Here is a 23,528-nt window from a genome sequence, read left to right on the forward strand (position 1 = left end):
CTTTTCAGTTGACGCCTGATCAACGATTCTTTATAAAATGTACATTTTACACATCTTTTTAGATAAAGAGGTGTTTTTACAACACTTGTTTTCCTTTTTATAAATATCTTCGCATCCATTTCTAATCTAATTAACACTTACATAAATGTTTCCAAAGATCAATCCGACATCTACACAAGCCTGGCAAGGTTTACAACAACATCACGCTATTATTCAACCAGTACATATGAAAGATCTGTTTGCCAATGATGCAGATCGTTTTACCAATTTCTCTTTATGTATGGATGATATTGTTTTTGATTATTCAAAAAATATCATCACAGAAAATACACTTGAACTTTTAGTGCAATTAGCCGAAGAATGTAAACTGAAAGAAGCGATCGATGCACAATTCAATGGCGAAAAAATAAATGAAACTGAAAACAGAGCTGTATTACATACTGCACTTAGAAATTTTTCGGGCAAGCCGGTAATTACAGACGGAAAAGACGTAATGCCGGATATTAAAAAAGTACAGGAACAAATGAAGGCATTCTGTGCTAAGGTTCATAGCGGAGAATGGAAAGGTTTTACCGGAAAAAAGATAAAATATATTGTCAATATCGGCATCGGGGGAAGTGATCTTGGTCCGGTAATGGTTACTGAAGCACTTAAACCATACTGGATTGATGGTATACAAACCTATTTTGTTAGTAATGTAGATGGCACTCATATTGCTGAAACTTTGAAAAAAGTTACGGCAGATGAAACGCTTTTTTTAATTGCCTCTAAAACCTTCACTACACAGGAAACTATGACCAATGCTCATTCTGCAAGAGATTGGTTTTTACAACAGGCGAAAGATGAGGCACATGTGGCCAAGCATTTTGCTGCATTAAGTACCAATGAAGCGGCTGTAGTGAAATTTGGAATTGCTGCTGAAAATATGTTCGGCTTTTGGGATTGGGTTGGAGGAAGATACAGTTTGTGGAGCGCCATAGGATTATCAATAGCACTGACGATAGGATATGATAATTTTGAAGCAGTGCTAAAAGGTGCTCACAAAGCTGATATCCATTTTGCTACTGAAAAATTTGATAAAAATATTCCGGTGATAATGGCCTTGTTAGGTATCTGGTACGTAAATTTTTACGGAGCTGCCACCGAAGCTATTTTACCTTATGACCAATATATGCATCGTTTTGCCGCCTATTTTCAGCAAGGAAATATGGAAAGCAATGGCAAGTATATCGACAGAAATGGTGTAGAAGTAACTTACGAAACGGGGCCGGTTATTTGGGGAGAACCCGGCACTAACGGTCAGCATGCATTTTATCAACTGATCCACCAGGGAACACAAATGATCCCTTGCGATTTTATTGCTCCTGCAATAAGCCACAACCCTATTGGCGATCACCATCAGAAACTATTAAGCAATTTTTTTGCACAAACAGAAGCCTTGATGAATGGAGCAGATCACGACAATCCATACAGAGTATTTACGGGTAACAGACCAACGAATTCTTTCCTGGTAAAACAAATCACTCCTTACACTTTGGGTACATTGATCGCTTTTTATGAGCATAAGATCTTTGTACAGGGTGTTATCTGGAATATCTTCAGTTATGACCAATGGGGTGTAGAATTAGGGAAAATATTAGCTAATAAAATTTTACCCGAATTACAGGATGATGCATCTGTTCATTCTCACGATTCTTCAACAAACAACCTGATAAATATATATAAGAAATTCAGATAGACAGGCTTGTTTCTTTGCTTTGAAGATCATGTAGATAAATGATTAATATCATTTTATTCCTTTTGATGCATTCCTAACTTGTGGCAGTAAATTTCTTTTATGAAAACAATTATTGCCCCGGTTGATTTCTCACCGCAATCATTAAACGCGGCTTTTTTTGCAGCAGACCTTGCAGAATTTTACGGTGCTGACCTGATCTTATTTCATACATACGAGGTTATTACACCTATGACAGTGTATACATACCCGTTTGTAAGTTTACCCGAAATGCAACATGCGGCTGAATATGAATTGGAGGAATGTAAAAAGAAAATAGATTCCAGGCTGAAACGAGCCATACATATTGAGTTAAGGACTGAATATAATAGCCTGGAAGTAGGGTTGAAAAATTTATGTGATGAGAAAAAACCTGACCTTGTAGTGATGGGGTTGTCTGGTAAGGATGTACTTACCCGTTTAGTGGTTGGCAGCAATACCATACGGGCAATTCATCATTTAGACTACCCTATTTTAGCCGTGCCAACAAAGGCCGAATTCATCCCAATCAGAAAAATTGGTTTTGCCTGCGATTACAAACAGGTAGAGGATACTACACCGATAGAACCTTTGAAGAAATTAATCCTTGACTTCAAAGCTGAATTGCATGTAATGAATGTTGATAATACAAGCCAAAGTCGTACTTCGGAAGAAAGGGCATTAGAAAATGGGTATGCGGTAGAGTTATTAAAGGCCTTCAAGCCCGAATTTCATGCCATAGAATCTCCTGATGTTACAGATGGCATCAATTGGTTTGCACAAAAAGCCAAATTAGATCTGATTGTGGTGATACCTAAAAAACATAATCTTATCGATAAACTATTTAAACGCAGTCAGACGAAAGACCTGATTTTTCATACAAACATTCCCGTGTTGTGTATGCATGAATAATGCAGTATTTATATTTGTTTATAGCAAAGTGGATAATAAAGCAAAACGGCCCAATAAATTGAGCCGTTTTTATTTATAAGCAATTGGTTTTGTATACTTACCATTTATCCACCTCTTCAGTACTTCCATTATCTAACGGAGTAGTGTCTACAGAAGCAACAGGGATCTCAACTTTTGCTTCAGCTACAACTTCAGGAGCTATTTCCTGAGCAATACCATCATGGTTAACAGATGATTCATCACCTTCATAAGGTGTATCATGGTTAAATGCGTCAAAATCAAAATCAGGCATTAATTCTGTCTTCACATAATCAACTGCTTCACCTAAGCCTTTAATAAATTTATTGAAATCTTCTTTGTATAAAAAGATCTTATGTCTGTCATATCCTTCAGAGTCAAAACGTTTACGGCTTTCAGTAATTGTCAGATAGTAATCATTTCCACGGGTTTCTCTTACATCAAAAAAGTAAGTTCTACGCTTTCCGGCTTTAATGCGTTTGCTATAAACGCTTTCCATTTTTTTGTCATTATTTTCGTACGCCACAGTAGTAAAGTTTTTAAATTAAATATCTTGTTTAATGTTAAAGAATAAGGGCAAAGATAAAACTGTTTTTGAAATAGCAAAATAAACCTGATTTTTACCCGAAATTCTTACCCGGCACTCTCTTGTTCCTGTTGCCTGTTATACATTTCAGCATAATACCCCTTTTTTGCCAATAGCTCGTAATGAGTACCGGTTTCGACAATTTTACCCTCATCCAACACCAGTATTTTATCAAATTGTAATAAAGAAAATATTCGATGCGTAATAATTATAGCCGTTTTATCCTGCATATAATGATTCAATGTATTCAAAATTTCCTTTTCTGTTTTAGCATCCACCGCACTTAAGCAATCGTCAAAAATCACTATCGGTGAATTTTTAATTAATGCCCTGGCGATAGATATCCGTTGCTTTTGTCCTCCACTCAGCGTAACACCTCTCTCCCCAACCAACGTATTATAGTTTAAAGGAAATCCTTGTATCTCCTTATGAATATTTGCCTGAGAAGCAGCTGTGACAATTTTTTCCTGTGTAGCGCTGTCCAAACCAAACCTAATATTATTGCTGATGGTTTCACTGAACAGGAAAATATCCTGCGGAACATAACTGATCTGCGATCGCAAATTTTCTATATCCAACTTGTTAATAGGTACTCCATCATATTGTATCAGTCCATTATCAGCATCATACATTCTTAAAAGCAACTGGGCTATAGTAGACTTTCCCGATCCTGTTCTGCCAACGATAGCGATCTTTTCCTTCGGTTTGATAGAAAAAGAAAAATCGTTTATTGCGTGTATACCCGTATGTGAGTAAGTAAAATCAACATTGGTAAAATCAATAGCTCCTTTCAATGTTGCATGCAAAGGAGTCTGCGAATTTTTTATTGTCGGTTCTGTCTGCAAAAATTCATTGATGCGTTTTTGCGATGCCGCAGCCCGCTGTGTCATACTTGCCGTCCAGCCAATAGCACTTACAGGAAAAGTAAGCATCTGTATATACATCACAAATTCAGCTATAGTACCTACTTTATTATTAACGGGATCATGCAATACATCCATTCCCCCCACCATAATAGTCAACAACGTACTGATACCGATCAGTAATGCCATACTGGGAAAGTATATAGCTTCTGTCTTAGCTAATCCTAATGCGTTTCGTTTATACGCATCACTGTTAGCAGTAAAAAATCCAAGCATGGCTTTTTCCTGCACAAAAGATTTGATCACTCTGATACCACTGTAAGACTCCTGCGCATTTGTTGTCAGGCTGCTCAGCAAGGATTGCACCCGTTCACTTTTTTTATTGATGATCGTGTTTACAAAATAAATTGTGATAGCCAAAAGAGGTAAAGGAGATAATGCAACCAAAGTAAGTTTAGGACTAGCTTTAAGCATAAAAAATATACTAAACCCCAGCACTGCAGCTAAGTTGATAAAATACATGATTGCAGGTCCGGTATACATTCTAACTCTGCTAACATCTTCCGAAATACGATTCATCAGATCTCCTGTACTGTGAGTTTTATAAAACCCGGCATCTAATTGCTGGTAATGTGCGAATACCTGGTTCTTTTGATCATATTCGATCAGCCTGCTCATTACAATAATGGTCTGTCTCATCAGGAACATGAAGAAGCCACTGATCAAAGCCAACACCAGTAATATTATACCACTCCATACTATTTTTTCTGAAAACGCCTTTGATTCTAGTTTTGAAATGATAAACTGAACAATGATATCATTATTACTTTTTATATCCCCAGCTACAGCGGTAGCAGAAGCCGCTTTTTTAACCACCGCATTCACAACATAACCGGTAAGTTGCGGGGAAAGTATCCTGAAATAATTGGTAAGAATGATAAATACTATTCCTAGCAAAAATCGCCAGCGATGTTTCCAAAAAAAGTGATTGATCGTAAAGAGATGCCTCATGTATTACAAAAGTATATCAAAAGTTTGGTAGGAATATAAATACAAAAGGGTTCAGCTAGCTGAACCCTTTAAGAATTATGAATATTGTTAAGAAGGGAAAACATTAAATTCTCTTCTTTCAAGATATTTATTGATTGTTTTCAAACTATCATAATGCTGTAAAGCAAAAAGATGCCTGTCGTGATGCATATCCGTTCCTACAAAATCGGCCAGATCATTATCCATTATATGTTTTGCCGCCTTTGCAACAGCCTTGCCATAATACCCGGTTAACGACAACAAGTTGACTTGTAAGGTATACCCAAGTTCTTTCAGGTATTCAAATTTTTCATAATCATTATGATAATAAAAATATCTTTCGGGGTGGGCCATTATAGGTTTATATCCATCGGTCATCATCTCAAATGTTATCTCAACCAGATGTTCCGAAGGTGCACTATATGGCTGTTCGGTCAAAATTATTTTATCCTTAACAGTCAGCAAAGGTGATTTTTGTTTGATCAGATTAAAAAAATAATCGTCGATCATATATTCTGCTGCGGCAGATATTTTAATATCTATTGCAGCCTCTTCAGCAGCCTGCTTTAATTTTGTAAGAGCGGCTCCAATCGTTTCAGGCGTATTCCTGAACATATCGCCGATGATATGCGGTGTTGCCACCGTTTCTCGTATACCCAAATTGTATAACCCTCTCAGCAATTGCAGAGAAGTTTCTATATCGGGTGCCCCATCATCAATACCCGGAAGGACATGCGAATGTATGTCTGTACTAAAGGGTAAGCGTAAATTGGGGTCGACAATTTGTTTCTTTTTGAAAAACGAGAACATGTTGTATAAATGTAGTTGATTTCTAAAAATAATTTACCGGAAACTTACTTATTCAATTACTTTCTTAAAATATTGAGGTAATTTTCTAAGTGGCTTCAAAATGGAAACTAAAAAAGCAAATGGTATATTATTCTTTCTCATTGCCAGGTAATCTCTACGATTGGCTCTAAGTCTACTTTTTAAATTACTATTACTCATTCCCCCGGTTCGCATTCTAACCAGCAATTTAGGGAGATGATAGGCACTTATCTTATTTTTATACAAATACCTCGCCATTAGTTCATAATCAGCAGCAGTATAAAATTTGCTTTCATAGCCGCCCAACTTTTCTACAACAGATCTTTTTACGTAAAATGTAGGATGTGCAGGCATCCAGCCAAAATTAAAACGACTGCGTTTGTATGAATTTCCCTTCCAGAATCTGTGTACTTTTTGTGTATCTTCCTGCGCTACATATGCCAGATCGCCATAAACAGAATCAACTCCGTTTTGTTCAAAAGCAGTAACTATAGCAGAAATAACATCTGATGAAGCCAACATATCATCACTGTTCAATATCCCTATCACATCTCCTGTAGCCATCGCCATTCCTTTATTGATGGCATCATACATACCTTCGTCCTTTTCAGAGATCCATTTAGCTATATGGTCGTTATATTTTTTTATTATCTGTATTGTACCGTCTGAAGAACCTCCATCTATAATGATATGTTCAATAGAATGATAATCTTGTATAACAACAGACTTGATACAATCCTCCAGAAACTTTTCGGAATTGTAAGTAACTGTTATTAGTGATATTTTCATGACAGGTTAAGAAAATTGAACTGTAATATTACACAAAGAATCCTAATTTGTTGGTTAGCAAGTCAGGTTTTCTCTATATTTAACTGATTTATAATATAATTGGTGAAAGGAAAAGTCTACAGAAAGCTGTAAAAAAGGACAAAATCAACCAATAATTCTTTCGTTGATCTTAATGGCAGGATTCCCTTTGTAAATAGAATAAGGTTCCAGATCTTTGGAAGCAATAGATGCCACCGATAAAATCGCATGTGTTTTGCAGGTAACCCCCGGACAAACAATTGCCTTCGCTCCTATCCATACTCCATCTTCAATATTGATTGCAGCAGTGATTAAATCAAATGTTGTTTTCTTGTAATTGTGATTACCAGTTAGTAAATAAGCTCCTTGTGATATACAAACATTGCTACCTATAGATACTTTTGCCAAATTATCAATCCATACATTTTCTCCAATCCAGGAATAATCTCCGATAGATAATTTCCATGGAAATTTTATATTGATCGCCGGTTTTAAAACAACTCCATTACCTACTTTGGCGCCAAACAATTTCAGCAATATTTTTTTTAGCCCTGAACTTGGATTTAATGGATTCTTAAAAAAAAGAATATTAGTAAAATACCACAATACCTGTTTAAATAGAGATGCTTCAACCTGAAGGGTTGGAACAAAACTTGCATTATTTACTGTTTTATTATTACTCATAAAAACAATTTATAATACTGTTGTTTTAATGTTGGATCAGAGATAAAGTTGTTAGCATATTGCCAGGCACTGTTTGCATAAGTATCAAACTCTTGCTGATCACAACTTGCCAATTGCTCGATGGCTTCAGTAAACAGTTCAGGTTTTGCCAGAGGCAGATCCCAGCCTGCTTTGTATTGCTTTAAACCAAGCCATGGGGTTTGATCACTGATCAGTACAGGCCTGCCTGCCAAAAAACTTTCGAAAATTGCATGTCCGAAATTTTCTCCTGTTGTTGGCAATACAAATAAATGATTTTGTTGAAGCAAACGCAATAGCTCATTATTTTGTTTAGCCCCAAGATACGTTGTTTTAATATTATCAGGCAGTGTGGCTATTTTCTGTTTACAGGTTTCCCAATAATTATTGTCTTCTGCAGGTCCAACAATTGTAAGCAGCACATCTGCTTTCACATTCTCTAATACATTTAATAGAAATAATAAATTTTTGATCGCTACTATTCTGGCAATAAAAATACAATGTAAGCTGCCAACATTTTTAATACAACCGGTAAATGCCGGCTGGTTGGTATTGGGCAGATTATCAGCAATTACAACATTACTTCCGGGGAAATATTTTTGAATAGCTTCGAATTCTCTTTCATTGGTTGCATGAAATTTTATTTTTTTCGCAATACCCATTAATTTATACAAAAACACAAATGGTCTTTTTTTATACGCCTTATAAGACAATGCACTTTCATATAATGTTCCTCTTGGACAAAGAATTACTTTACCTGATATTTTATTCCTGAAATGTAGCCACAAAGGATAAATAGCGAAATATGGCGAAAACAATAAATTAAGATATACGAAATCGGCATTAACTGATGTAATCTCATTTTTGATCTGATCAAAACTTAAAGATCGTTTCCTGGCATAATAAACCATTATTCCTGATTGTTCATAATCTATCCATTCATTGGTACTTACATTACTATAAGGAACAATTTCTCCATGATCCGTATCAGTTGTAAGTACAAAAACTTCAAACTCGTCTTTTAAAGCAAATGCAATATTTACGCAAGATTGAATAGGTCCACCCGCTTTATATCCGGGAGCAAACCAATCAATCAGAATCAATATTCTTTTACGTTTTTCTTGTATCACAATAATTAAGACAGTTTTTTTTGAGAACGATCAAATGCATACATCAATAAAAAAACAGCCCCATAAGCCGCTATATTAAAGATAGTATGGTGATTGATAAATGAGGGCACAGTCCATTTGTTATTATGTGCCAGTAATAACAGACAAATTCTTGCAATATTTATAAGCCAAATAATTATTACACCTATAAAGACCCATTCTATCTTCTTTACTATCTTACCTTCATTTGCAATTACAAAAGCTGCCCAAAAACTGAAGATCCCTATACCTAAGCATGAGTAAACCATACGGACATAACTGCCGTTCTCAATTTTAAGAAAGTAATTATCAACAACAAATGACCGGTATCCTAATGCATCAATAATTAATTCAGATCCTTTTAATAATGATTTTCGAAGCAAGGATATATAGTCTAGATAATGATGAACAAAACTACTATAGTGATTACCCGGTACTGTGAGACCAATTATTAACTGTGTTCCAAAATATAAGAAACAAAAGATCAGGATGAATTTAAAAAAATATTTTGAGAAGGATTTCAACACTTGTGTTTAAGATGAGATGGAAATTAAATTGTTTCTTTCAGAAACGATTCTTTTTTCTTAAGTGAAAACATATCCTTAGAAAATAAGATCATGACGTAAATAAGGAAGCACGATTTTACCAAATGACCAAGGATTGTTTGTAATTCACAATCAGGCCTGATTGGATAGTAAAAAACCAACGTGGTAAATAATGGAAGTATTGGATAGGTTTTCCCTTGATTATGAAATACTTTTAGAATATTATTATAGGATAGCCCCAAAAGAAACATAAAAATACAGCCTCCCAAAACACCAAAATTTAAATATGCATCTCCCAGAGAACTTAAGCCCATTGACGTTCCGGCCCTAAGCTTAATACCAGACCATTTGGTAAATACCTCTCGGTCTCCGGCATTTAATTTATTAGGTGCAAGAATCCTTGGTAAAAAAGCGGCTTCAAATATTTGCCTCATTTCTTCTCCATTAGAAAATGGTACTTTATCCGGTACTGTATTCATTATATTGGTAATAATAAACCCCTGATTAATTCTTGTAACAGACGGAGCCAAACTCTCAAAACTAAAGATCCCATTTTGTTCATTTTGTTGTTCTAATAGCTTACCAAAAGTTTCTATACCGGCCCCTTCACTACCGATAGACTCTCTGTAAATACCTTTCATTTGCTGAATAACTGTTGCAAACACAATAAATATCCCCAACCCCATTAGTTTAATATTAACTCCAAAACGATATCTAACTCCATACACACATGCTACAAATATTACCCAGGTTAACAAGTCATGAAACATACCATCCCCAAGCGAGGATGATACAATTGATCCAATCACTAAGGTAAGTGGCAAAGGTTTTAGATACTTTCCTCCCAACACCAATAAAAACAAACCAATGAATTTAAAACTTCCGATTAGGTAAAAAACAAAAGCCAGGTCTGAAGAGAAAAAGCCAGAAGTGATACTGGCAACAAATCCGATCGCCAAAAAATAATAAGGCAGCTTGGGATTTTCATTTACAAATTTTGTCACTTTTTCCTGATCGACAGACTCTCCCGCCAGTCCTTTGGAATTCAGGTGTAGCCCGATAATAAAAGAAAGCACTGCTGGTATAGCATATGCAAAATATTCGTTTTCGGGAATTTTCATTCTGTAAACAATATATTGGTATTCATCAAACCCGTTATAAGACAATGATGGGCCAATAAAAAATTGCAAACACATGAAAACACCTAAAAGATATCTTACAGGTATTATTTTACCTACCGCATCAAAAAATAACAGGAAATGATGTAGTGATATTAAAACTGAGAAATAAGAAGTCCAGCTCATCCCCACAAACGCAACTCTGATAAGCAGAGCTAGTCCTATAAAAAGGGGCCACTTGAAATTACTGGGAAAAAGGCTTTTCAAAATTTATATAATAAATTAATTACACAAGGATTTTTCAATTGCTTTAGCAACATTTTCAAAGCTCCAATTTTTTATGATTGATAATGAAACAGCGCTCATATCTTTAAAATTCTTTTTTTGTGAGATCATAATTTTCATTTTTTCGCACAAATCAGTCATATCATCGGATCTGAAAACATACCCATTTTTGCCGTTCTGAACAAGATCAACAGCACAGCCACATTTATCGCTAACCAAAACAGATCTACCACATGCCATTGACTCATTAATTGCCAATCCCCAGGTTTCCCCGGGGCCTTTTGAGGGTAATACAAAGATATCTCCTAATCTATAAACAACCGGCATTAAACTTTGATTTTGAAAATCAATAAAGTGTAAATTCTTTACACTTTTGAACTTTTCTTTTAATTCCTGCTCAAGCACTCCATTTCCTACAATTATTAAATGGGCATTATCCTCAGCTAATTTTTCAAATGCCATGGCCAATAATGCAGGATTCTTTTTGGATTCCAACTTACCGGCAAATAAAAAGACCACATTTTCTTCCATTATACCAAGCTCCTTTCTCCATTCTTTTGCCTTATTATCATATTCCCCGTTATTATCTGCAAATCTGTTGTTATCGATTGCATGTGGAGCAAAGACGGTATTATTTTCAGGAACCCCATATTCAAGAAAATATTTCTTATTAGCTGTACCCACGTAAAATGCTTTATCAATATGTTTAAATACCCATTTTAGAAAAAGTTTACGTAAATTCTTTTTTATGGAAACCCCAGAAGACATATCCAACAAGTTAGAGTCTCCTCTAAGCCAAACCGGAATCTTATTTTTAAAATGACGTAACACTTTCAGATGACTGTTGAATGACCATCCAAAAACAAGTATAGCACTGGGATTAAAATCTTCTATCTTTTTGATCAATGAAGGATTTACAATTCCCTGAAAATGGTTTGATCCAGGAGCTTTTGAAACATTATCGATAAATTCATAATCATACCCATCAAGTAAAGGAATGTCCCACTCTCTTTCTCTTCCAAATCCAGGGTCATACACTTTATCTTTAGCTTGGCCCCAGGTGTAAAATATCTTTAAGTCAATATTTTTCCTCGAACTTATTAACTTAAAAAGCGGAGCATTATATTGTATTGGGTGTGTTGTTATTATTACTAGCTTTTTCAACTCTTTGATACTATATTTTTAAGTTTTCCTTTTAGAAAAGAAATAGATTTTTTAAAGGTTGGGGATTGAATAACCTGGAGTAAAAATTGGTAATAAAATTTTCTACCTCCCCACAATTTGAATTGATCATTAATCAACCCATCGTGATTTTCTTTTTTTAATTTTTGCCCTGCAAGAATTGATTGATAAACTGCTAGTTGTTTTGGAATAACAACTTCAGGGCTAAACCTATCAACAATCCAATTGGTCAAATTTTCTTTTAATTTTTTATGCAACTCTCCGTCTTTAGCTAATTGCAGAATAGCTCTTGAAAATTCTTCTTTATTTGTAACACATATCCCTCCATAATAATGACCGATCATCTCAAATTGTGCATTGTCTTTTAATGGTGTAAGTAATGTAACGATCGGAACGCTGAAAAGCATGGCCTCCGCCAATACATACCCAAAACTTTCGCCAATATTGGCCATGTGTGCAAAGCAATCAATAGAATTATAAAAATCAGATAAGGCATGATCTCCATGGATTACATCAAGGCAAATAACCCTTTTCTTCTGAGCATCTGACAATTCGTTGATCTTTGCCAGCAGATCTTTTGGGGGTCCTACCAATACATAATAAATTCTATTTTCATCAGTGATTGTATTCTTGATCACATCGACCAATTTTACAGACCACTTGGATGGATGCGGCTGCCCAACTCTACCTACTAAAAATGCATCTTCCGGAATATTGTTTTTTCTTCTGAAATCTGAATTCGTTCTATCAACCTTTATATCAAAATTTTCTGCATGAACTATATATGGAATGGTTGCCACCTCCGGCGAATATTTTTCATTTCGCATCCATTTTACGTATTTCCAATACCCCCAATTGGATAATTGCATCGACAAATTCACAATAGCATATTCCTTTTCATAATTGGGCCTTGAAAATACATTTGTTTCTACAACGATCGTGTGACTACCCTTAATCCTTTCAATATGAGGTATGAGTTCTTTTGAAAAATTATGTACATGTATTACATCTGGTTCCCAAATTTTAAGTTCTTTCTCCACCTCTTCAATTGACCTTTTTTCCTTACTCATTAAAATAGTATCCACATTATTTCTAACAAGTTCTGGTAACCTTTCGTCTCCACTACCTAAAGCCAACACCCTGCTATCATTACCAAATTGTTTGTATCCAATAGCGTAATTCACTGCAGCCCTCTCTGTGCCTCCCATTCCAATCGAGTATACTAACGTAAGTAGCTTCATTTTTTGTGTATTAATATCAGGGTAATTTATTTAAAAGATCACTAAGTGATTTTGTAACACTTTTAGCAGAATATTCTTCAAAAACATCATACAATACTTTATCTTCTGAAAAAGTTTGACAAAATGAAAGGAACATTTTATACTTATCAGTAAATGTTGCAGCGATTTTTTCTATTTCAGCCTCACCATTGAATCCCAACACAATTCCGCTATTTGATTTTTCTATAACATTCTTAGCAGAACTTGCCATGTGCAAAATTGCAAATATCGGTTTATGCGATAATACCGCCTGGTATACTTTAGAAGGAGTATAATGAGGTTCGGTGCTACCCAAAATAAATACCCCCTGAGCTGCATTCAAATGCACCAATACATCCAGGTATGGAATTCTTTGTGCATATTCAAAAACCACCGTATTCCATAAGTTATATTTTTCTGCCAAAGGCTTTATATTATAACTGTTAGGATCATTAGGCAACTTACCTGTGCCAATAAAATGAATTTCACAGGTGGCAAAGGCAGCTGGATTTTCGGCAATTGATTTGAATATTGCTTCAAGTGGTTCGTATGCTTTGGGGAGCATAGCCCCTGCATACACCATTTGAAATTTAGCAGGATCTTTTACGAAAAGATAAGGTTCAATATTTAATCCGGCCAGCTTTTCATGATCTGTTTTTTCTCCCCCATAAGGCATCGCCCCAAATAAACAGCTTTTTAATAAATACGGATTCCTTTCAATTACGCCTTTATAATATCCCTCTGCAACACCGGTAATTAAGGATGCTTTTTTAATCGCAATCGGTTCTAAAAATTTTGCAATTTTAGTACTAAACCAATGACGTGTAAATATTTTATCGCTTCCGGGAAAATGATGTACCCATGGATCAATATAATCGATACCATATTTTACTCCGGTAGAGGTGTGCAACCATCTACCCAACAAAGCAATATAAAATGAGGGTATAGGAATATATAAAAAATCTATTTTTTCGCTTTTAATAAGCGCCTTGGCCTTTTTATACAATTGAAAAAAACCTCTTAAGCCGACATCTCCTATAATCCGCGGTTTTGTTACATTGAAAGCATTTACCTTTTCGATCCGCTGATTGGCAGGTAATAATTTATGTAGATTCCAGTCTAACTTTTCCTCATAGTATTTTTCATCAACAGTTAAAATAATTGGCTCCCAGCCAAATTCAGGAAGATGTTGAGCAAACAATCTGCTTCTGTGTACTGCGGCAAGATTGGATGGTGGATAATGAGGCGATATTATAAGTATTTTTTTCATTTCTTTATTAGTTTCCATAGTAACAATAGTTTATTCCCTTCAGTTTCCCAGGAAAAAGAACCTGCCCGTTGAAACCTATTTGCTTTTTGACTGCGAATTAACTCCATTCTGTTATAACAATCTAAAAAAGTTTGTTCCAAACTATTATTATCTAATGAAGTGATAATTCCTATATCCGGGAAATCATTTAATAATCTTTTTTGTGCCATGGTTGATGATGCTATTATATACAGCCCTGACTGCATATAAGCGAATATTTTATTTGATACTGCCAGATTATTATTCAGGTCTTTCCCGGGTTCAATCGCAAGGCCGATATCAAATAGACTTAATTGTTTGTGCAAATCACTTTGTAATAGTGGATCATGCGTATAAATATTCTCAGCGTTCGTCAGCCATTCATTGGCAAATGCCTTATTTAAATTACCAAATAAGTGTAATTCAAATTTATCAGCTAATTTTTTTATTACAGGAACAACCTCTTCTAATCCTCTCCCGGCTGCAATATTTTGAGAAAACCACACAATTTTAACTCTTGCATTATCAATATATTGGGGTGCAACAAACTCCTCCGCAGAAAAGAGATTATAAATGACCGCATCATTGGGCATTTCTGCAGGTGCTAAATCCGCTTTACAATATTCAAGTATCAATGGAGAAGCTGCACTGCAATACATTGCATGAGGGAATATCTCGTTTTGAAGCTTTTTCAGTATGCCAATTTGGGCTTCATTTGATGCTTCTCCCGGATGATAATCTTCTATATCAATACCAAAAGGTATTTTTTTTTGTTTTGAAAAATGAAATGCCGGGTAAAAACTACCCGGATTATGTGCTACAATCAGATCAAAATCACCGGACAAATTATTTAATGCATTATTTAATAGCCAGGATCTTTTATTAAACTGATATGCAATAAGTTTAATTGAGGAAGGATTAAGTAGAGATACCCCTTTTGAAAGTTTATTGACAACAGTACTAAAAAGCCAGGACAAAAATGGCTTTCTTCCTGCAGGTATTTCAATAATACTAACCCCCTTATCATTAAAATCAGACTTGAACTTATTATTTAATTGTTTACTCCAGTTATCAAAATCAAAACATACAACTGTAGCCTTATAATTATTGGTCAATGCTAAATTGATCTCTTTGACCAGACGAGGATTGGTAGCAAAATTGTGTGTTGTAATAAATAGTATATGCAATGTCTATTATGATTTTCTTTATTACTATTCTGATTTTTTATACTTGCTAAAACCAGTATTAAAAAACTGCCAATCTTATTTGTAGACAGTGTTATTAAAATATTTATTGAAAAATGCCAATTAACGCATCACTAAATTTATAATTTGTCAATTTAATTGCATTGTATGTTTTTTTTAAATCTTTTGTTTTGATAAAATACTTTGTAACATTTACTAAAAAGCGTCGCTTCATTTTTTTTATCAACCAAAGACGTTCTTTTTTAGATAGTGGCAGGGGCAATTCATTGAAAGAATCCTTTTCATACCTGTAATTATTATATAAATAACTGTATGAATTATTAATTTCCTGGCCGTCATGTACCCTGTAATTAACCAATTGGAAAGGAAAAAGGACTATCGGAGAATAACAACATGCTTTCAAATTGAAATACATATCATTAGCAGGGCCATATTTTTCAGGGTATCTATTTATTTCATTAAAAAACGAACGACGTAAAATAGTTCCCCCGGGACCTATATATAAAAATTGTTGTTTAAAAAAATGATTATGGATTGCTTCTGCCGATTCGACTTTTATTGGAGAAGGGGAATGAGCATAAAACATTCCAAAATTCAGATCCGGATATATTTTCAATACTTCGATCAAGTTAGAAATTGTTTCAGGATATATTTCATCATCAGAATCAACATATAACATAAACTCTCCCTTGGCATAAGTTGACGCCTTATTTCGATTTGGATAGTCTCCCAAATTTTGTTCATTTATATACACTTTGATCCGCTCATCCTGCATAGCATATTTTTGTGCAATTGCAAATGTATTATCGGTGGATCTATCGTCTACAATAATCAATTCCCAGTTAGTATAATTTGAATTCAAAACACTTTCAATGGCTTCAACAATTAATTTCTCTCTATTATATGCAGTCATTAGAATACTAAAAAGCGGGGAACTCGTCATATAAGTCAGGTTAAAATTTTATAAAATAAACCTTGAATAGAAATGCATTAATTATTTAAAAGGATTTTTTATCCCGATCCTGGACAATTGTAATTTTAATTTTTTAGCGAATTTCCATCCAACAATTTTACTGAGCAATATAAAAAACCTCCCTCCTTCTATTTGACGATTACTTCCTCCCAATTCCTTAATTTTATTTTCCAGATAAGTACACAATAAGGGGTGATCTGGGTACATCCGATGTAACCAAATATTATATCTATCAGCACAAAGTGATCGTGTGAGAACCGAATTTTCTTTATTCAGCAAATATGTGCATCCAAGATCAGTAGATAATATCGCATTTTTATATGCCTGTTCGGATAATGAAGCGGAAATAGAACCGCTAATGCCCGATCGATAGAATGCTTTTGCGCCTTCGGCAAAAAGCACATCATTCACATTGGTCAATAATCTTATACTAAACTCAAAATCATTATTAAGTGAAAGTCTTTCATCCCACCCTCCAGTTTTATCTAGCACTTTTTTGGGAATTAGCCATACCCAGGCACCCATCATATCATACTTTTGACTGAGTGAACTTTTCAGCCACTCTAGAGAAGACATATCCTTCCAAACAGATTCAGCAGTAAAGACGGCAGATTGAGGATTCCCATCATAAAAGCGTCCCCATTCGCAAGATGCCATTGCATCTATTCTTCCATCTAATTTTTTTAGCTGCAATTCTATATGAGTATCATTCATCAGATCATCGGCATCAAAAAATTTTATATACTCTCCCGTAGCTTTGGATAATCCAAAATTGGAGGCTTTACATTGCCCCTGATTAGGGATTGAAAAATATTTTATTCTTTTATCGCTGAAAGATTGAATGATCTTCTCTGAATCATCTTTAGATCCATCATTTATAACAATCACTTCAAGATCTGTATATGTTTGAGACAATATACTTTCAAGCGTTTGACCGATATACGCTGCTGCATTATAGCAGGGAATTATTATGCTTACTAAACTCGACATTAATTATTAAAATCATGAATAGGGGTACGTAAAACCGGGATAACGTTTTTCTTAAGCGAAAGCAGAAAATCGGTAAAACTTAATTTCAGTGTTCTTATTCTGGCAAAAGACTCCCTGAATTTGCCAGCCAGTAAACTTTTAATTAAACCGCGGCATTTTATATTTACAATATTCCGATATGCTGCATCTGCATCACTTTTTTGTAATGGACAATCACCCCCAACAAGCGTTTCTCTGATCATCGCCAATCTTACTGACTCTATATGAAAGTCCTTTCGCTCCAGAACAATCTGCTGCTGTTCATGTTCACGCCAATACACCAAATTAGCTGGCATGCAAACAACCGAATGTTTAGATGCTATTTTAAACCACAGTTCGGTATCTCCTACAAATTGTCTACCACTGAAACCATTAAACGATTCAAAAACATCTCTTCGGATGATTGTACCCGACGGGCCGATTCCTAATAAAAAACCTCTGAAAAAATATAGTTTAAAACTTTCTTCAGGAGATAATACCACAGGCAACATACAATTTATAAGAATGTTCGAAGAAAATCCCATTGCTATTGAAGCATCACTTTCCATGCACTCAACCATCACCCCTAACCCCCATGGGCATATTTTATCGTCCGAATCTAAATACTTCAAATACTCTCCTTTTGCATATCCAGCGGCTTTGTTTCTGTTTGCATAATCTCCAAGGTTAATTTCATTTACATGCAACTTTATTCTTTCATCCTTTTCTGCATAAGACCTTGCTATTTCAACAGTTCTATCTTTCGACGCATCATCTACGATTATCAATTCCCAGTTTTGATAAGTAGATCTTAAAACACTTTCTATTGCTTCTCCTATATATTTCTCCCTATTATAGGAAGTCATGAGAACACTAATTAATTTGTTCATATACTATTGAAATAAGATATAAATGTTACTATCCTTCGCTATCAACAAAATCAAACCCCAGACACCCTCCGTTGACGGTATTTCTCTATATTTTTAGAAATTAATAGATTTATCGGAATCGAAAAAATTATGGTATAAATAGCTAAGGTGATACCAAGATTGTTAAATAGTAACGGTGCTTTAAAATAGTGAATCAGGGATAAAATAAACACATGAGATATATAAACCGGATACGATAGATCTCCGATAAAAGTATCCCATTTCCACTTTTTTGTTTTTTGAAAAACAAACGGAAGAAACAAAAAGAATACTAAAAAGTATACATACATTTTTTTTGGAAATACAATTTGATTGTAGAAAAAAGTAAATACAAATAACAAGGCTAACATCGCAGTAGGTATGTACCGATGCATATTAACAGTTTTCATTTTAGTATATATCCGATAAGATACATTACCTAAAAGAAAGAACAATAATTCTGTAGGGAAAAAACGGTATGTCCATGGGTCAAAATTCAATCCATTATGATACAGAAGCACCCTCAATAACAATGACATAAAGATCAATACAGCAATTACTTTTATACTCCGTCTTACTATAAATGGAGCAAAAATGTAAAACATAATTTCCACTCCAACAGTCCAGGCCTGAGGAATAAGTAAAAAAGTAAATACAGGAGGAGATGAATTTTGAAAATTAGTTGTAAAGAAAAGAGCTCCGGAATTATCTAGTCCCAAAAACATTACAATATCCTGAAAGAATAGAAAAATATTAGTGAAGATCAGGAAGAAAAATGTTTTTAAATTTAAGTGGCCCGAATAATGTGTATATGAAAACAATGCCCCTGATTGAGTTCCATTGGTACTAAAATAAAGATATGCTGAAAACAATATGGTAAAGAAAAGTATAAGCCAGTATATCGGAAACAGCCTGAGAAACCTGTTGGTGATAAAGAGTTTATACGATCCATTTTTGTTTATGTACTTTTCATTTAATATCAAAGACATATAAAAACCTGAAATGATATAAAATGCCTGAACAGCAATTTGGCCACCGACAAATTTTAATCCAAAAAAATCAGTCGAATGTGCTATAACTACAGCTAATGCAAGTATTAATCTAAGTAATCCCACTTTATATAAATTTTGTTATCAGCAATACCAAAGCGGCTCTTTGGTGACCTTACTAATCAATTTCTTTTTGATCATCTTTCCAACACTATACCATCTATTAAAGCCATTAGTAACAGATTTGTTATGCAATAATGTATTTACCACTTCAATAAATTTATCTTCTATGGTTTTAAACTCTAATTCATGTGGGAATACATTATTCTTAAAATATGGCTGATTCAAATATTGGATATAGAGATCATCATTGCTATCAATTGCTATTATTCTTTCAATCGCCTCATCGAACGAAGCGAAATCATGAATATTTATAAAACTTTTTGTATTAAAATCGTTACCTACTAATGTGTTGCCCCAATAAACCGGTAAACTATTCTCAAGCATAGGTTCAACTAATTTTTCTGTAGTATATCCCGGATAAGAAGTATTCTCAAAAGACAATGTAAATTTATATTGAGCAATAAAGGCGTTTTTGTCGGGCACTCTATAACCGATATTATTCAAATGCTTTCCCCCCGAATCAACCTGCTTATATTTTGATAACTTTTCAAAAAATAAATTCCTTTCTTTCCCGTTAGGATTACTTACGAGCATACAACAAAACTTAGTTTTTTCTGCTACAATTTTTTCTGCATCTTTTACCTGGATTAATTTATCCAGATCTCCTCTCCAACGATAGAGCGGCAATCTAAAATTACGATTGCTGTAATCAGGATAATCAAATGTAAAAGCATAGTCACACTCTCTAAAGTCTGGTCTTACATTCTCTGCAGTATAAAAGATTTTAGAACAGGTATATTTTAAAAAATCGAATCCATAGCAAGAATAGATCACTATATCCGGATCGTCTGAAAATTCCACCTGATAATAGTTCTGCAAAAAATGTACAAACATATTATTCTCCTTGTCAAAGCCGGGCCAAAAATCGGTGAATTTTATTTTAATACAATTTTTCATATTTACAATTTCTTTTGCTGACCTTGTGGAATCTGTTTGCAAATTTTTTCAAAGCTTTTCTTTACTCCATTTCCACCTTTTAATTTATATATCGTTAAAAAATAAAGATGAGAAAAAAAATTACCCAGCATTTCTGAATAATTGTATACCAGCCAATATATTTTTTCTCGTATACTTAAAGCCGGATTCTTTATTAACTGATAAGGTACCTGTAGTATTGGCTTCATCGAAATAGGTAATGAGGGCAAATATCCAAAAAAATGATAAAAATGATAGTTAATAGAAAAAGCTACCTTATAAGCATATTTATATCCACTATGATGATAATGGAAAACCAAAATTGATGGATCATACACCAGTTTCCACCCTTTTGATAAAGCCTGATAAGCCCACACACAATCTTCTGCAAATTCAGTTTGAATGAATGGTTGTTCAATTAAAGCTTCTTTTCTATACATGGCTACAACATCATCCCAGCGTGCATTATCGACCCTTTCACGAATAGACAGTTGATTGAACTCCTCCGGAGAAAATTTTTTGACAATTGCCTTAGGTTCAGAATATCGTTTAAACCAAAGAAGGGGATTTTTGTCTTTATCATGCGAAACTGCCTGATGCCCACAAACAGACATTACGTTTGCATCCTGAAAATGAGCAGCCATTTTTTCCAACATCACCTTGTCTGCTAATACTGCATCCTGAACAGTTAAAAAAATCAATTCGCCTTGCGCATATCCCACTCCGATATTTCTTGTTAGACCATGATCGAATGTATTATTCGGAATGGTAATAATTTTTGCTCCGAAACTTTTTGCTATTTCAACACTACCATCAACAGATTCAGAATCAAGTATTATAATTTCTATCTCCGGATAAATAGATTGTTCTGAAATAGCTTTTAAACAATCTCCCAATGTTTGTTGCCCATTCTTTACAGGGATCACAATACTTATTCTCGGCATAAAATCCTAAGAGAATTTTAATTTTAATTTTAAAAAAGGAGTTTCAATAAATCGATATGATAAATATGCTGTAACGAATGTAAGTCCGAAATATATAATCAATAACGGCACTGATGGAATATGTAACCCAGGGGCCACTTTACCCAGGATCAATTGAAATATGACAGGGATCACCATATGAAAAAGATATATTCCATAACTGATCGTTCCTATATATTGAATTGCCTTATTCGTACTTAAAAATTTCACCCATCCCTTCCATCCGAAAATACTCATCAGCACAAAAGAAAAAGTAGAAATACATAAACTCAACTCCCGATAAATTGTAAGAAAAGGATTGCCTTCTGTATAAAAGAAGAGTACTACCAAAAGATTTAATAAAGTAATTAAAAAAACTGTCTGCCGTCTGTCTTTTAGCCAGTTTATAACAGCACCCTGATCTACATAAAAGACCGCCAATAAAGCCCCCATACCAAGTGTATGGAAATTTGCAAAAGGCAGTACATGTAAACGGGCATCTTTAAAAAACAAAAAGTAAGCAACCAACGACACCAGCACCATTGCTATAATTATTTTCAATCTGTATTTAGATGGAGTAAAAAGTAATACCCATGGCCAAAACAAATAAAATTGTTCCTCCACTCCTAGCGACCATAAATGAGAAAAACACGCCACCGCTCCAAAACCTACCTGGTAGATCAAAAAATTAGGTGTATAGGAAAAAAAATACGGCGTAAAAATATCCTGCCATATAGCAATATGTAACAAATGTTTTGCCCCCCAGAAAAGTAAAAGAAATAAATAATAAATGGGGAATAATCTTAATAACCTTCTGATCATGAATTTCTTTATGATCATTAATTTACTTTCTGCTTGTTTTTGTAACGATAAGATTAAAATCGTGGTGATCAAAAAACCTGAAATGGTAAAGAATATCTCTACTCCATACCAGGTATAAGGTATAAGCGGAAATCCAACTGCAGGAAGAAGATGTGCTACCATTGTTAGCAACACAGCAAAAGTTCTCAATGCATCTAACTCGGGCAAATGACCTAACGAAAATTTCTTATTATTCTCCTGCATCAACTAATTTATTATTCTATACAACAAGCCCTTTATTCTTAATTTAGTAATGACCCAAGAATTATTGCCAAAAACCAACTGAAGAATTTTTATTTTCACTATGTCGTATGTACTTATAATTTTTAACGATCTTAATAATGTTATTGATTGATTCAAAGGCAACGTATATTGATTGATCCTTGATAAAACAAATCCTTTCAAAAAAGCAAAATATCCGTTTCTAACCTGTTTTTTATATCGCCCCATCTGTTCTTTAGAATCAATATTTTGGAAAAACTCCGGCAGTTTTTTCAAAAAAGAAAACCTGCTAACGATACTTAATTCATAAAATCGCTTGGCCTTTGTTTCATCCATATTATCTACCCTGTAAAAACAATCGGGTGGTAAATGATAATTAATTGAAACAGTTAAGGAGGTATCTAGTAATGCCCTTAAATGCAGATCCGGATCTTCCATGTAAATCAATGTAACATCAAACCCTCCCAATTTTACTAAAGCTGATCTTTTCCATATCGGAGCCATTGTTTGCCATGCCGGATCCATCTGAAAAAAACAATCGATCGCTGCAAACTTATTGTCAATTATTTTGTTGAATGTAGCATAAGGCAATGGACCTTCGGGCTTCCACAGGTATTGTAAAAAAACGGCCCAATCAATACCGTCATCTTCACTCATCACTTTCACCCGCTGCTCTAAACAAAAATCAGCCAATTTATCATCTGAATCCAGAAACATGATCAGATCACCATCCGCTTCTTTTATTCCAATATTCCTGCATGCAGCTGCACCAGACTGCGCTACGGATGAATGCAACAGCTTTACCTTACCCTGATGTATCTTACCGAATTGCTGTATAATGTCCACTGAACTATCGGTAGAGCCATCATCCACTACCACCAATTGCCAATGAGTGTAGGTTTGCCTGACAATAGAATCTAATGTTTCAGGTAAAAAATCCTGCCTGTTATATAAAGGCATTATAATCGAGACCATAATT

22 protein-coding genes are annotated in these 23,528 nt (G+C 34.4%); 2 read left to right on the forward strand and 20 right to left on the reverse strand.

Annotated elements, in window-relative coordinates:
- Nucleotides 1-145: 145 nt before the first annotated feature.
- Together pgi and LK994_RS12435 are read left to right on the forward strand one after the other, a co-directional pair.
- On the forward strand, nucleotides 146-1,738 hold the full coding sequence (gene pgi / locus LK994_RS12430) for a glucose-6-phosphate isomerase (RefSeq protein ID WP_229760410.1): 1,593 nt from the start codon (nucleotides 146-148) through the stop codon (nucleotides 1,736-1,738).
- A gap of 99 nt (nucleotides 1,739-1,837) precedes the next feature.
- On the forward strand, nucleotides 1,838-2,665 hold the full coding sequence (locus tag LK994_RS12435) for a universal stress protein (protein WP_229760411.1): 828 nt from the start codon (nucleotides 1,838-1,840) through the stop codon (nucleotides 2,663-2,665).
- A 97-nt stretch (nucleotides 2,666-2,762) separates the two neighbouring features.
- Here LK994_RS12435 and LK994_RS12440 read toward each other — a convergent pair whose 3' ends face one another.
- The 20 genes from LK994_RS12440 to LK994_RS12535 all read right to left on the reverse strand — a co-directional run bounded on the left by LK994_RS12440 (nucleotide 2,763) and on the right by LK994_RS12535 (nucleotide 23,524).
- On the reverse strand, nucleotides 2,763-3,209 hold the full coding sequence (locus LK994_RS12440; protein WP_229760412.1) for a DUF3276 family protein: 447 nt from the start codon (nucleotides 3,207-3,209) through the stop codon (nucleotides 2,763-2,765).
- Between the two features lie 107 nt (nucleotides 3,210-3,316).
- Nucleotides 3,317-5,143, reverse strand: a complete 1,827-nt coding sequence (locus LK994_RS12445) for an ABC transporter ATP-binding protein (protein ID WP_229760413.1) — start codon at nucleotides 5,141-5,143, stop codon at nucleotides 3,317-3,319.
- Between the two features lie 87 nt (nucleotides 5,144-5,230).
- Complete coding sequence (locus tag LK994_RS12450) at nucleotides 5,231-5,971, reverse strand: tyrosine-protein phosphatase (RefSeq protein ID WP_229760414.1); 741 nt, start codon at nucleotides 5,969-5,971, stop codon at nucleotides 5,231-5,233.
- Nucleotides 5,972-6,019: 48 nt separating this feature from the next.
- Nucleotides 6,020-6,778, reverse strand: coding sequence for a glycosyltransferase family 2 protein (locus LK994_RS12455; protein WP_229760415.1), 759 nt, complete (start codon nucleotides 6,776-6,778; stop codon nucleotides 6,020-6,022).
- Nucleotides 6,779-6,922: 144 nt separating this feature from the next.
- A complete protein-coding gene (locus tag LK994_RS12460) occupies nucleotides 6,923-7,480 on the reverse strand; it encodes a WcaF family extracellular polysaccharide biosynthesis acetyltransferase (protein ID WP_229760416.1) in 558 nt (185 codons plus the stop codon).
- Complete coding sequence (locus LK994_RS12465; protein WP_229760417.1) at nucleotides 7,477-8,628, reverse strand: glycosyltransferase; 1,152 nt, start codon at nucleotides 8,626-8,628, stop codon at nucleotides 7,477-7,479. Before LK994_RS12465 ends, LK994_RS12460 begins: the two co-directional genes overlap by 4 nt.
- Nucleotides 8,629-8,633: 5 nt before the next feature.
- Nucleotides 8,634-9,170 (reverse strand): exosortase/archaeosortase family protein, encoded by a 537-nt coding sequence (locus tag LK994_RS12470; RefSeq protein ID WP_229760418.1) that lies wholly within the window; start codon nucleotides 9,168-9,170, stop codon nucleotides 8,634-8,636.
- Between the two features lie 26 nt (nucleotides 9,171-9,196).
- Entirely contained in the window at nucleotides 9,197-10,495 is a 1,299-nt protein-coding gene (locus tag LK994_RS12475) for a hypothetical protein (RefSeq protein WP_229760419.1), read from the reverse strand.
- A 96-nt stretch (nucleotides 10,496-10,591) separates the two neighbouring features.
- Nucleotides 10,592-11,758 (reverse strand): glycosyltransferase family 4 protein, encoded by a 1,167-nt coding sequence (locus LK994_RS12480; RefSeq protein ID WP_229760420.1) that lies wholly within the window; start codon nucleotides 11,756-11,758, stop codon nucleotides 10,592-10,594.
- A complete protein-coding gene (locus LK994_RS12485; RefSeq protein ID WP_229760421.1) occupies nucleotides 11,755-13,017 on the reverse strand; it encodes a glycosyltransferase family 4 protein in 1,263 nt (420 codons plus the stop codon). Before LK994_RS12485 ends, LK994_RS12480 begins: the two co-directional genes overlap by 4 nt.
- A 16-nt stretch (nucleotides 13,018-13,033) precedes the next feature.
- Nucleotides 13,034-14,323 carry a glycosyltransferase family protein gene (locus LK994_RS12490; RefSeq protein ID WP_229760422.1) on the reverse strand — a complete coding sequence of 430 codons (1,290 nt, stop codon included), beginning with the start codon at nucleotides 14,321-14,323 and terminating at the stop codon, nucleotides 13,034-13,036.
- Complete coding sequence (locus LK994_RS12495; RefSeq protein WP_229760423.1) at nucleotides 14,302-15,510, reverse strand: glycosyltransferase family protein; 1,209 nt, start codon at nucleotides 15,508-15,510, stop codon at nucleotides 14,302-14,304. The genes LK994_RS12490 and LK994_RS12495 overlap by 22 nt, the downstream gene beginning before the upstream one ends.
- 103 nt (nucleotides 15,511-15,613) lie before the next feature.
- Nucleotides 15,614-16,471, reverse strand: a complete 858-nt coding sequence (locus LK994_RS12500) for a glycosyltransferase family 2 protein (RefSeq protein WP_229760424.1) — start codon at nucleotides 16,469-16,471, stop codon at nucleotides 15,614-15,616.
- Nucleotides 16,472-16,522: 51 nt separating this feature from the next.
- A complete protein-coding gene (locus LK994_RS12505) occupies nucleotides 16,523-17,491 on the reverse strand; it encodes a glycosyltransferase family 2 protein (protein ID WP_229760425.1) in 969 nt (322 codons plus the stop codon).
- Nucleotides 17,491-18,375 carry a glycosyltransferase family 2 protein gene (locus LK994_RS12510; RefSeq protein WP_229760426.1) on the reverse strand — a complete coding sequence of 295 codons (885 nt, stop codon included), beginning with the start codon at nucleotides 18,373-18,375 and terminating at the stop codon, nucleotides 17,491-17,493. The genes LK994_RS12505 and LK994_RS12510 overlap by 1 nt, the downstream gene beginning before the upstream one ends.
- 74 nt (nucleotides 18,376-18,449) lie before the next feature.
- On the reverse strand, nucleotides 18,450-19,532 hold the full coding sequence (locus LK994_RS12515) for an acyltransferase family protein (protein ID WP_229760427.1): 1,083 nt from the start codon (nucleotides 19,530-19,532) through the stop codon (nucleotides 18,450-18,452).
- Between the two features lie 18 nt (nucleotides 19,533-19,550).
- Entirely contained in the window at nucleotides 19,551-20,486 is a 936-nt protein-coding gene (locus LK994_RS12520; RefSeq protein ID WP_229760428.1) for a glycosyltransferase family 10 domain-containing protein, read from the reverse strand.
- A gap of 2 nt (nucleotides 20,487-20,488) precedes the next feature.
- Nucleotides 20,489-21,448 (reverse strand): glycosyltransferase family 2 protein, encoded by a 960-nt coding sequence (locus LK994_RS12525; protein WP_229760429.1) that lies wholly within the window; start codon nucleotides 21,446-21,448, stop codon nucleotides 20,489-20,491.
- A 6-nt stretch (nucleotides 21,449-21,454) separates the two neighbouring features.
- Nucleotides 21,455-22,531, reverse strand: a complete 1,077-nt coding sequence (locus LK994_RS12530; RefSeq protein ID WP_229760430.1) for an acyltransferase family protein — start codon at nucleotides 22,529-22,531, stop codon at nucleotides 21,455-21,457.
- A gap of 3 nt (nucleotides 22,532-22,534) precedes the next feature.
- Nucleotides 22,535-23,524 (reverse strand): glycosyltransferase family 2 protein, encoded by a 990-nt coding sequence (locus LK994_RS12535; RefSeq protein ID WP_229760431.1) that lies wholly within the window; start codon nucleotides 23,522-23,524, stop codon nucleotides 22,535-22,537.
- Nucleotides 23,525-23,528: the final 4 nt, after the last annotated feature.

It is taken from the genome of Ferruginibacter lapsinanis (genome assembly GCF_020783315.1).
Taxonomy (GTDB): domain Bacteria; phylum Bacteroidota; class Bacteroidia; order Chitinophagales; family Chitinophagaceae; genus Ferruginibacter; species Ferruginibacter lapsinanis.

Excerpts from the sequence above, each read along its gene's own strand:
- pgi (WP_229760410.1), top strand. The coding sequence starts at position 146 with ATGTTTCCAAAGATCAATCCGACATCTACACAAGCCTGGCAAGGTTTA.
- LK994_RS12435 (WP_229760411.1), top strand. The coding sequence starts at position 1,838 with ATGAAAACAATTATTGCCCCGGTTGATTTCTCACCGCAATCATTAAAC.
- LK994_RS12445 (WP_229760413.1), bottom strand. The coding sequence starts at position 5,143 with ATGAGGCATCTCTTTACGATCAATCACTTTTTTTGGAAACATCGCTGG.
- LK994_RS12450 (WP_229760414.1), bottom strand. The coding sequence starts at position 5,971 with ATGTTCTCGTTTTTCAAAAAGAAACAAATTGTCGACCCCAATTTACGC.
- LK994_RS12455 (WP_229760415.1), bottom strand. The coding sequence starts at position 6,778 with ATGAAAATATCACTAATAACAGTTACTTACAATTCCGAAAAGTTTCTG.
- LK994_RS12460 (WP_229760416.1), bottom strand. The coding sequence starts at position 7,480 with ATGAGTAATAATAAAACAGTAAATAATGCAAGTTTTGTTCCAACCCTT.
- LK994_RS12475 (WP_229760419.1), bottom strand. The coding sequence starts at position 10,495 with ATGAGCTGGACTTCTTATTTCTCAGTTTTAATATCACTACATCATTTC.
- LK994_RS12485 (WP_229760421.1), bottom strand. The coding sequence starts at position 13,017 with ATGAAGCTACTTACGTTAGTATACTCGATTGGAATGGGAGGCACAGAG.
- LK994_RS12490 (WP_229760422.1), bottom strand. The coding sequence starts at position 14,323 with ATGGAAACTAATAAAGAAATGAAAAAAATACTTATAATATCGCCTCAT.
- LK994_RS12500 (WP_229760424.1), bottom strand. The coding sequence starts at position 16,471 with ATGACGAGTTCCCCGCTTTTTAGTATTCTAATGACTGCATATAATAGA.
- LK994_RS12505 (WP_229760425.1), bottom strand. The coding sequence starts at position 17,491 with ATGTCGAGTTTAGTAAGCATAATAATTCCCTGCTATAATGCAGCAGCG.
- LK994_RS12510 (WP_229760426.1), bottom strand. The coding sequence starts at position 18,375 with ATGACTTCCTATAATAGGGAGAAATATATAGGAGAAGCAATAGAAAGT.
- LK994_RS12520 (WP_229760428.1), bottom strand. The coding sequence starts at position 20,486 with ATGAAAAATTGTATTAAAATAAAATTCACCGATTTTTGGCCCGGCTTT.
- LK994_RS12525 (WP_229760429.1), bottom strand. The coding sequence starts at position 21,448 with ATGCCGAGAATAAGTATTGTGATCCCTGTAAAGAATGGGCAACAAACA.
- LK994_RS12530 (WP_229760430.1), bottom strand. The coding sequence starts at position 22,531 with ATGCAGGAGAATAATAAGAAATTTTCGTTAGGTCATTTGCCCGAGTTA.
- LK994_RS12535 (WP_229760431.1), bottom strand. The coding sequence starts at position 23,524 with ATGGTCTCGATTATAATGCCTTTATATAACAGGCAGGATTTTTTACCT.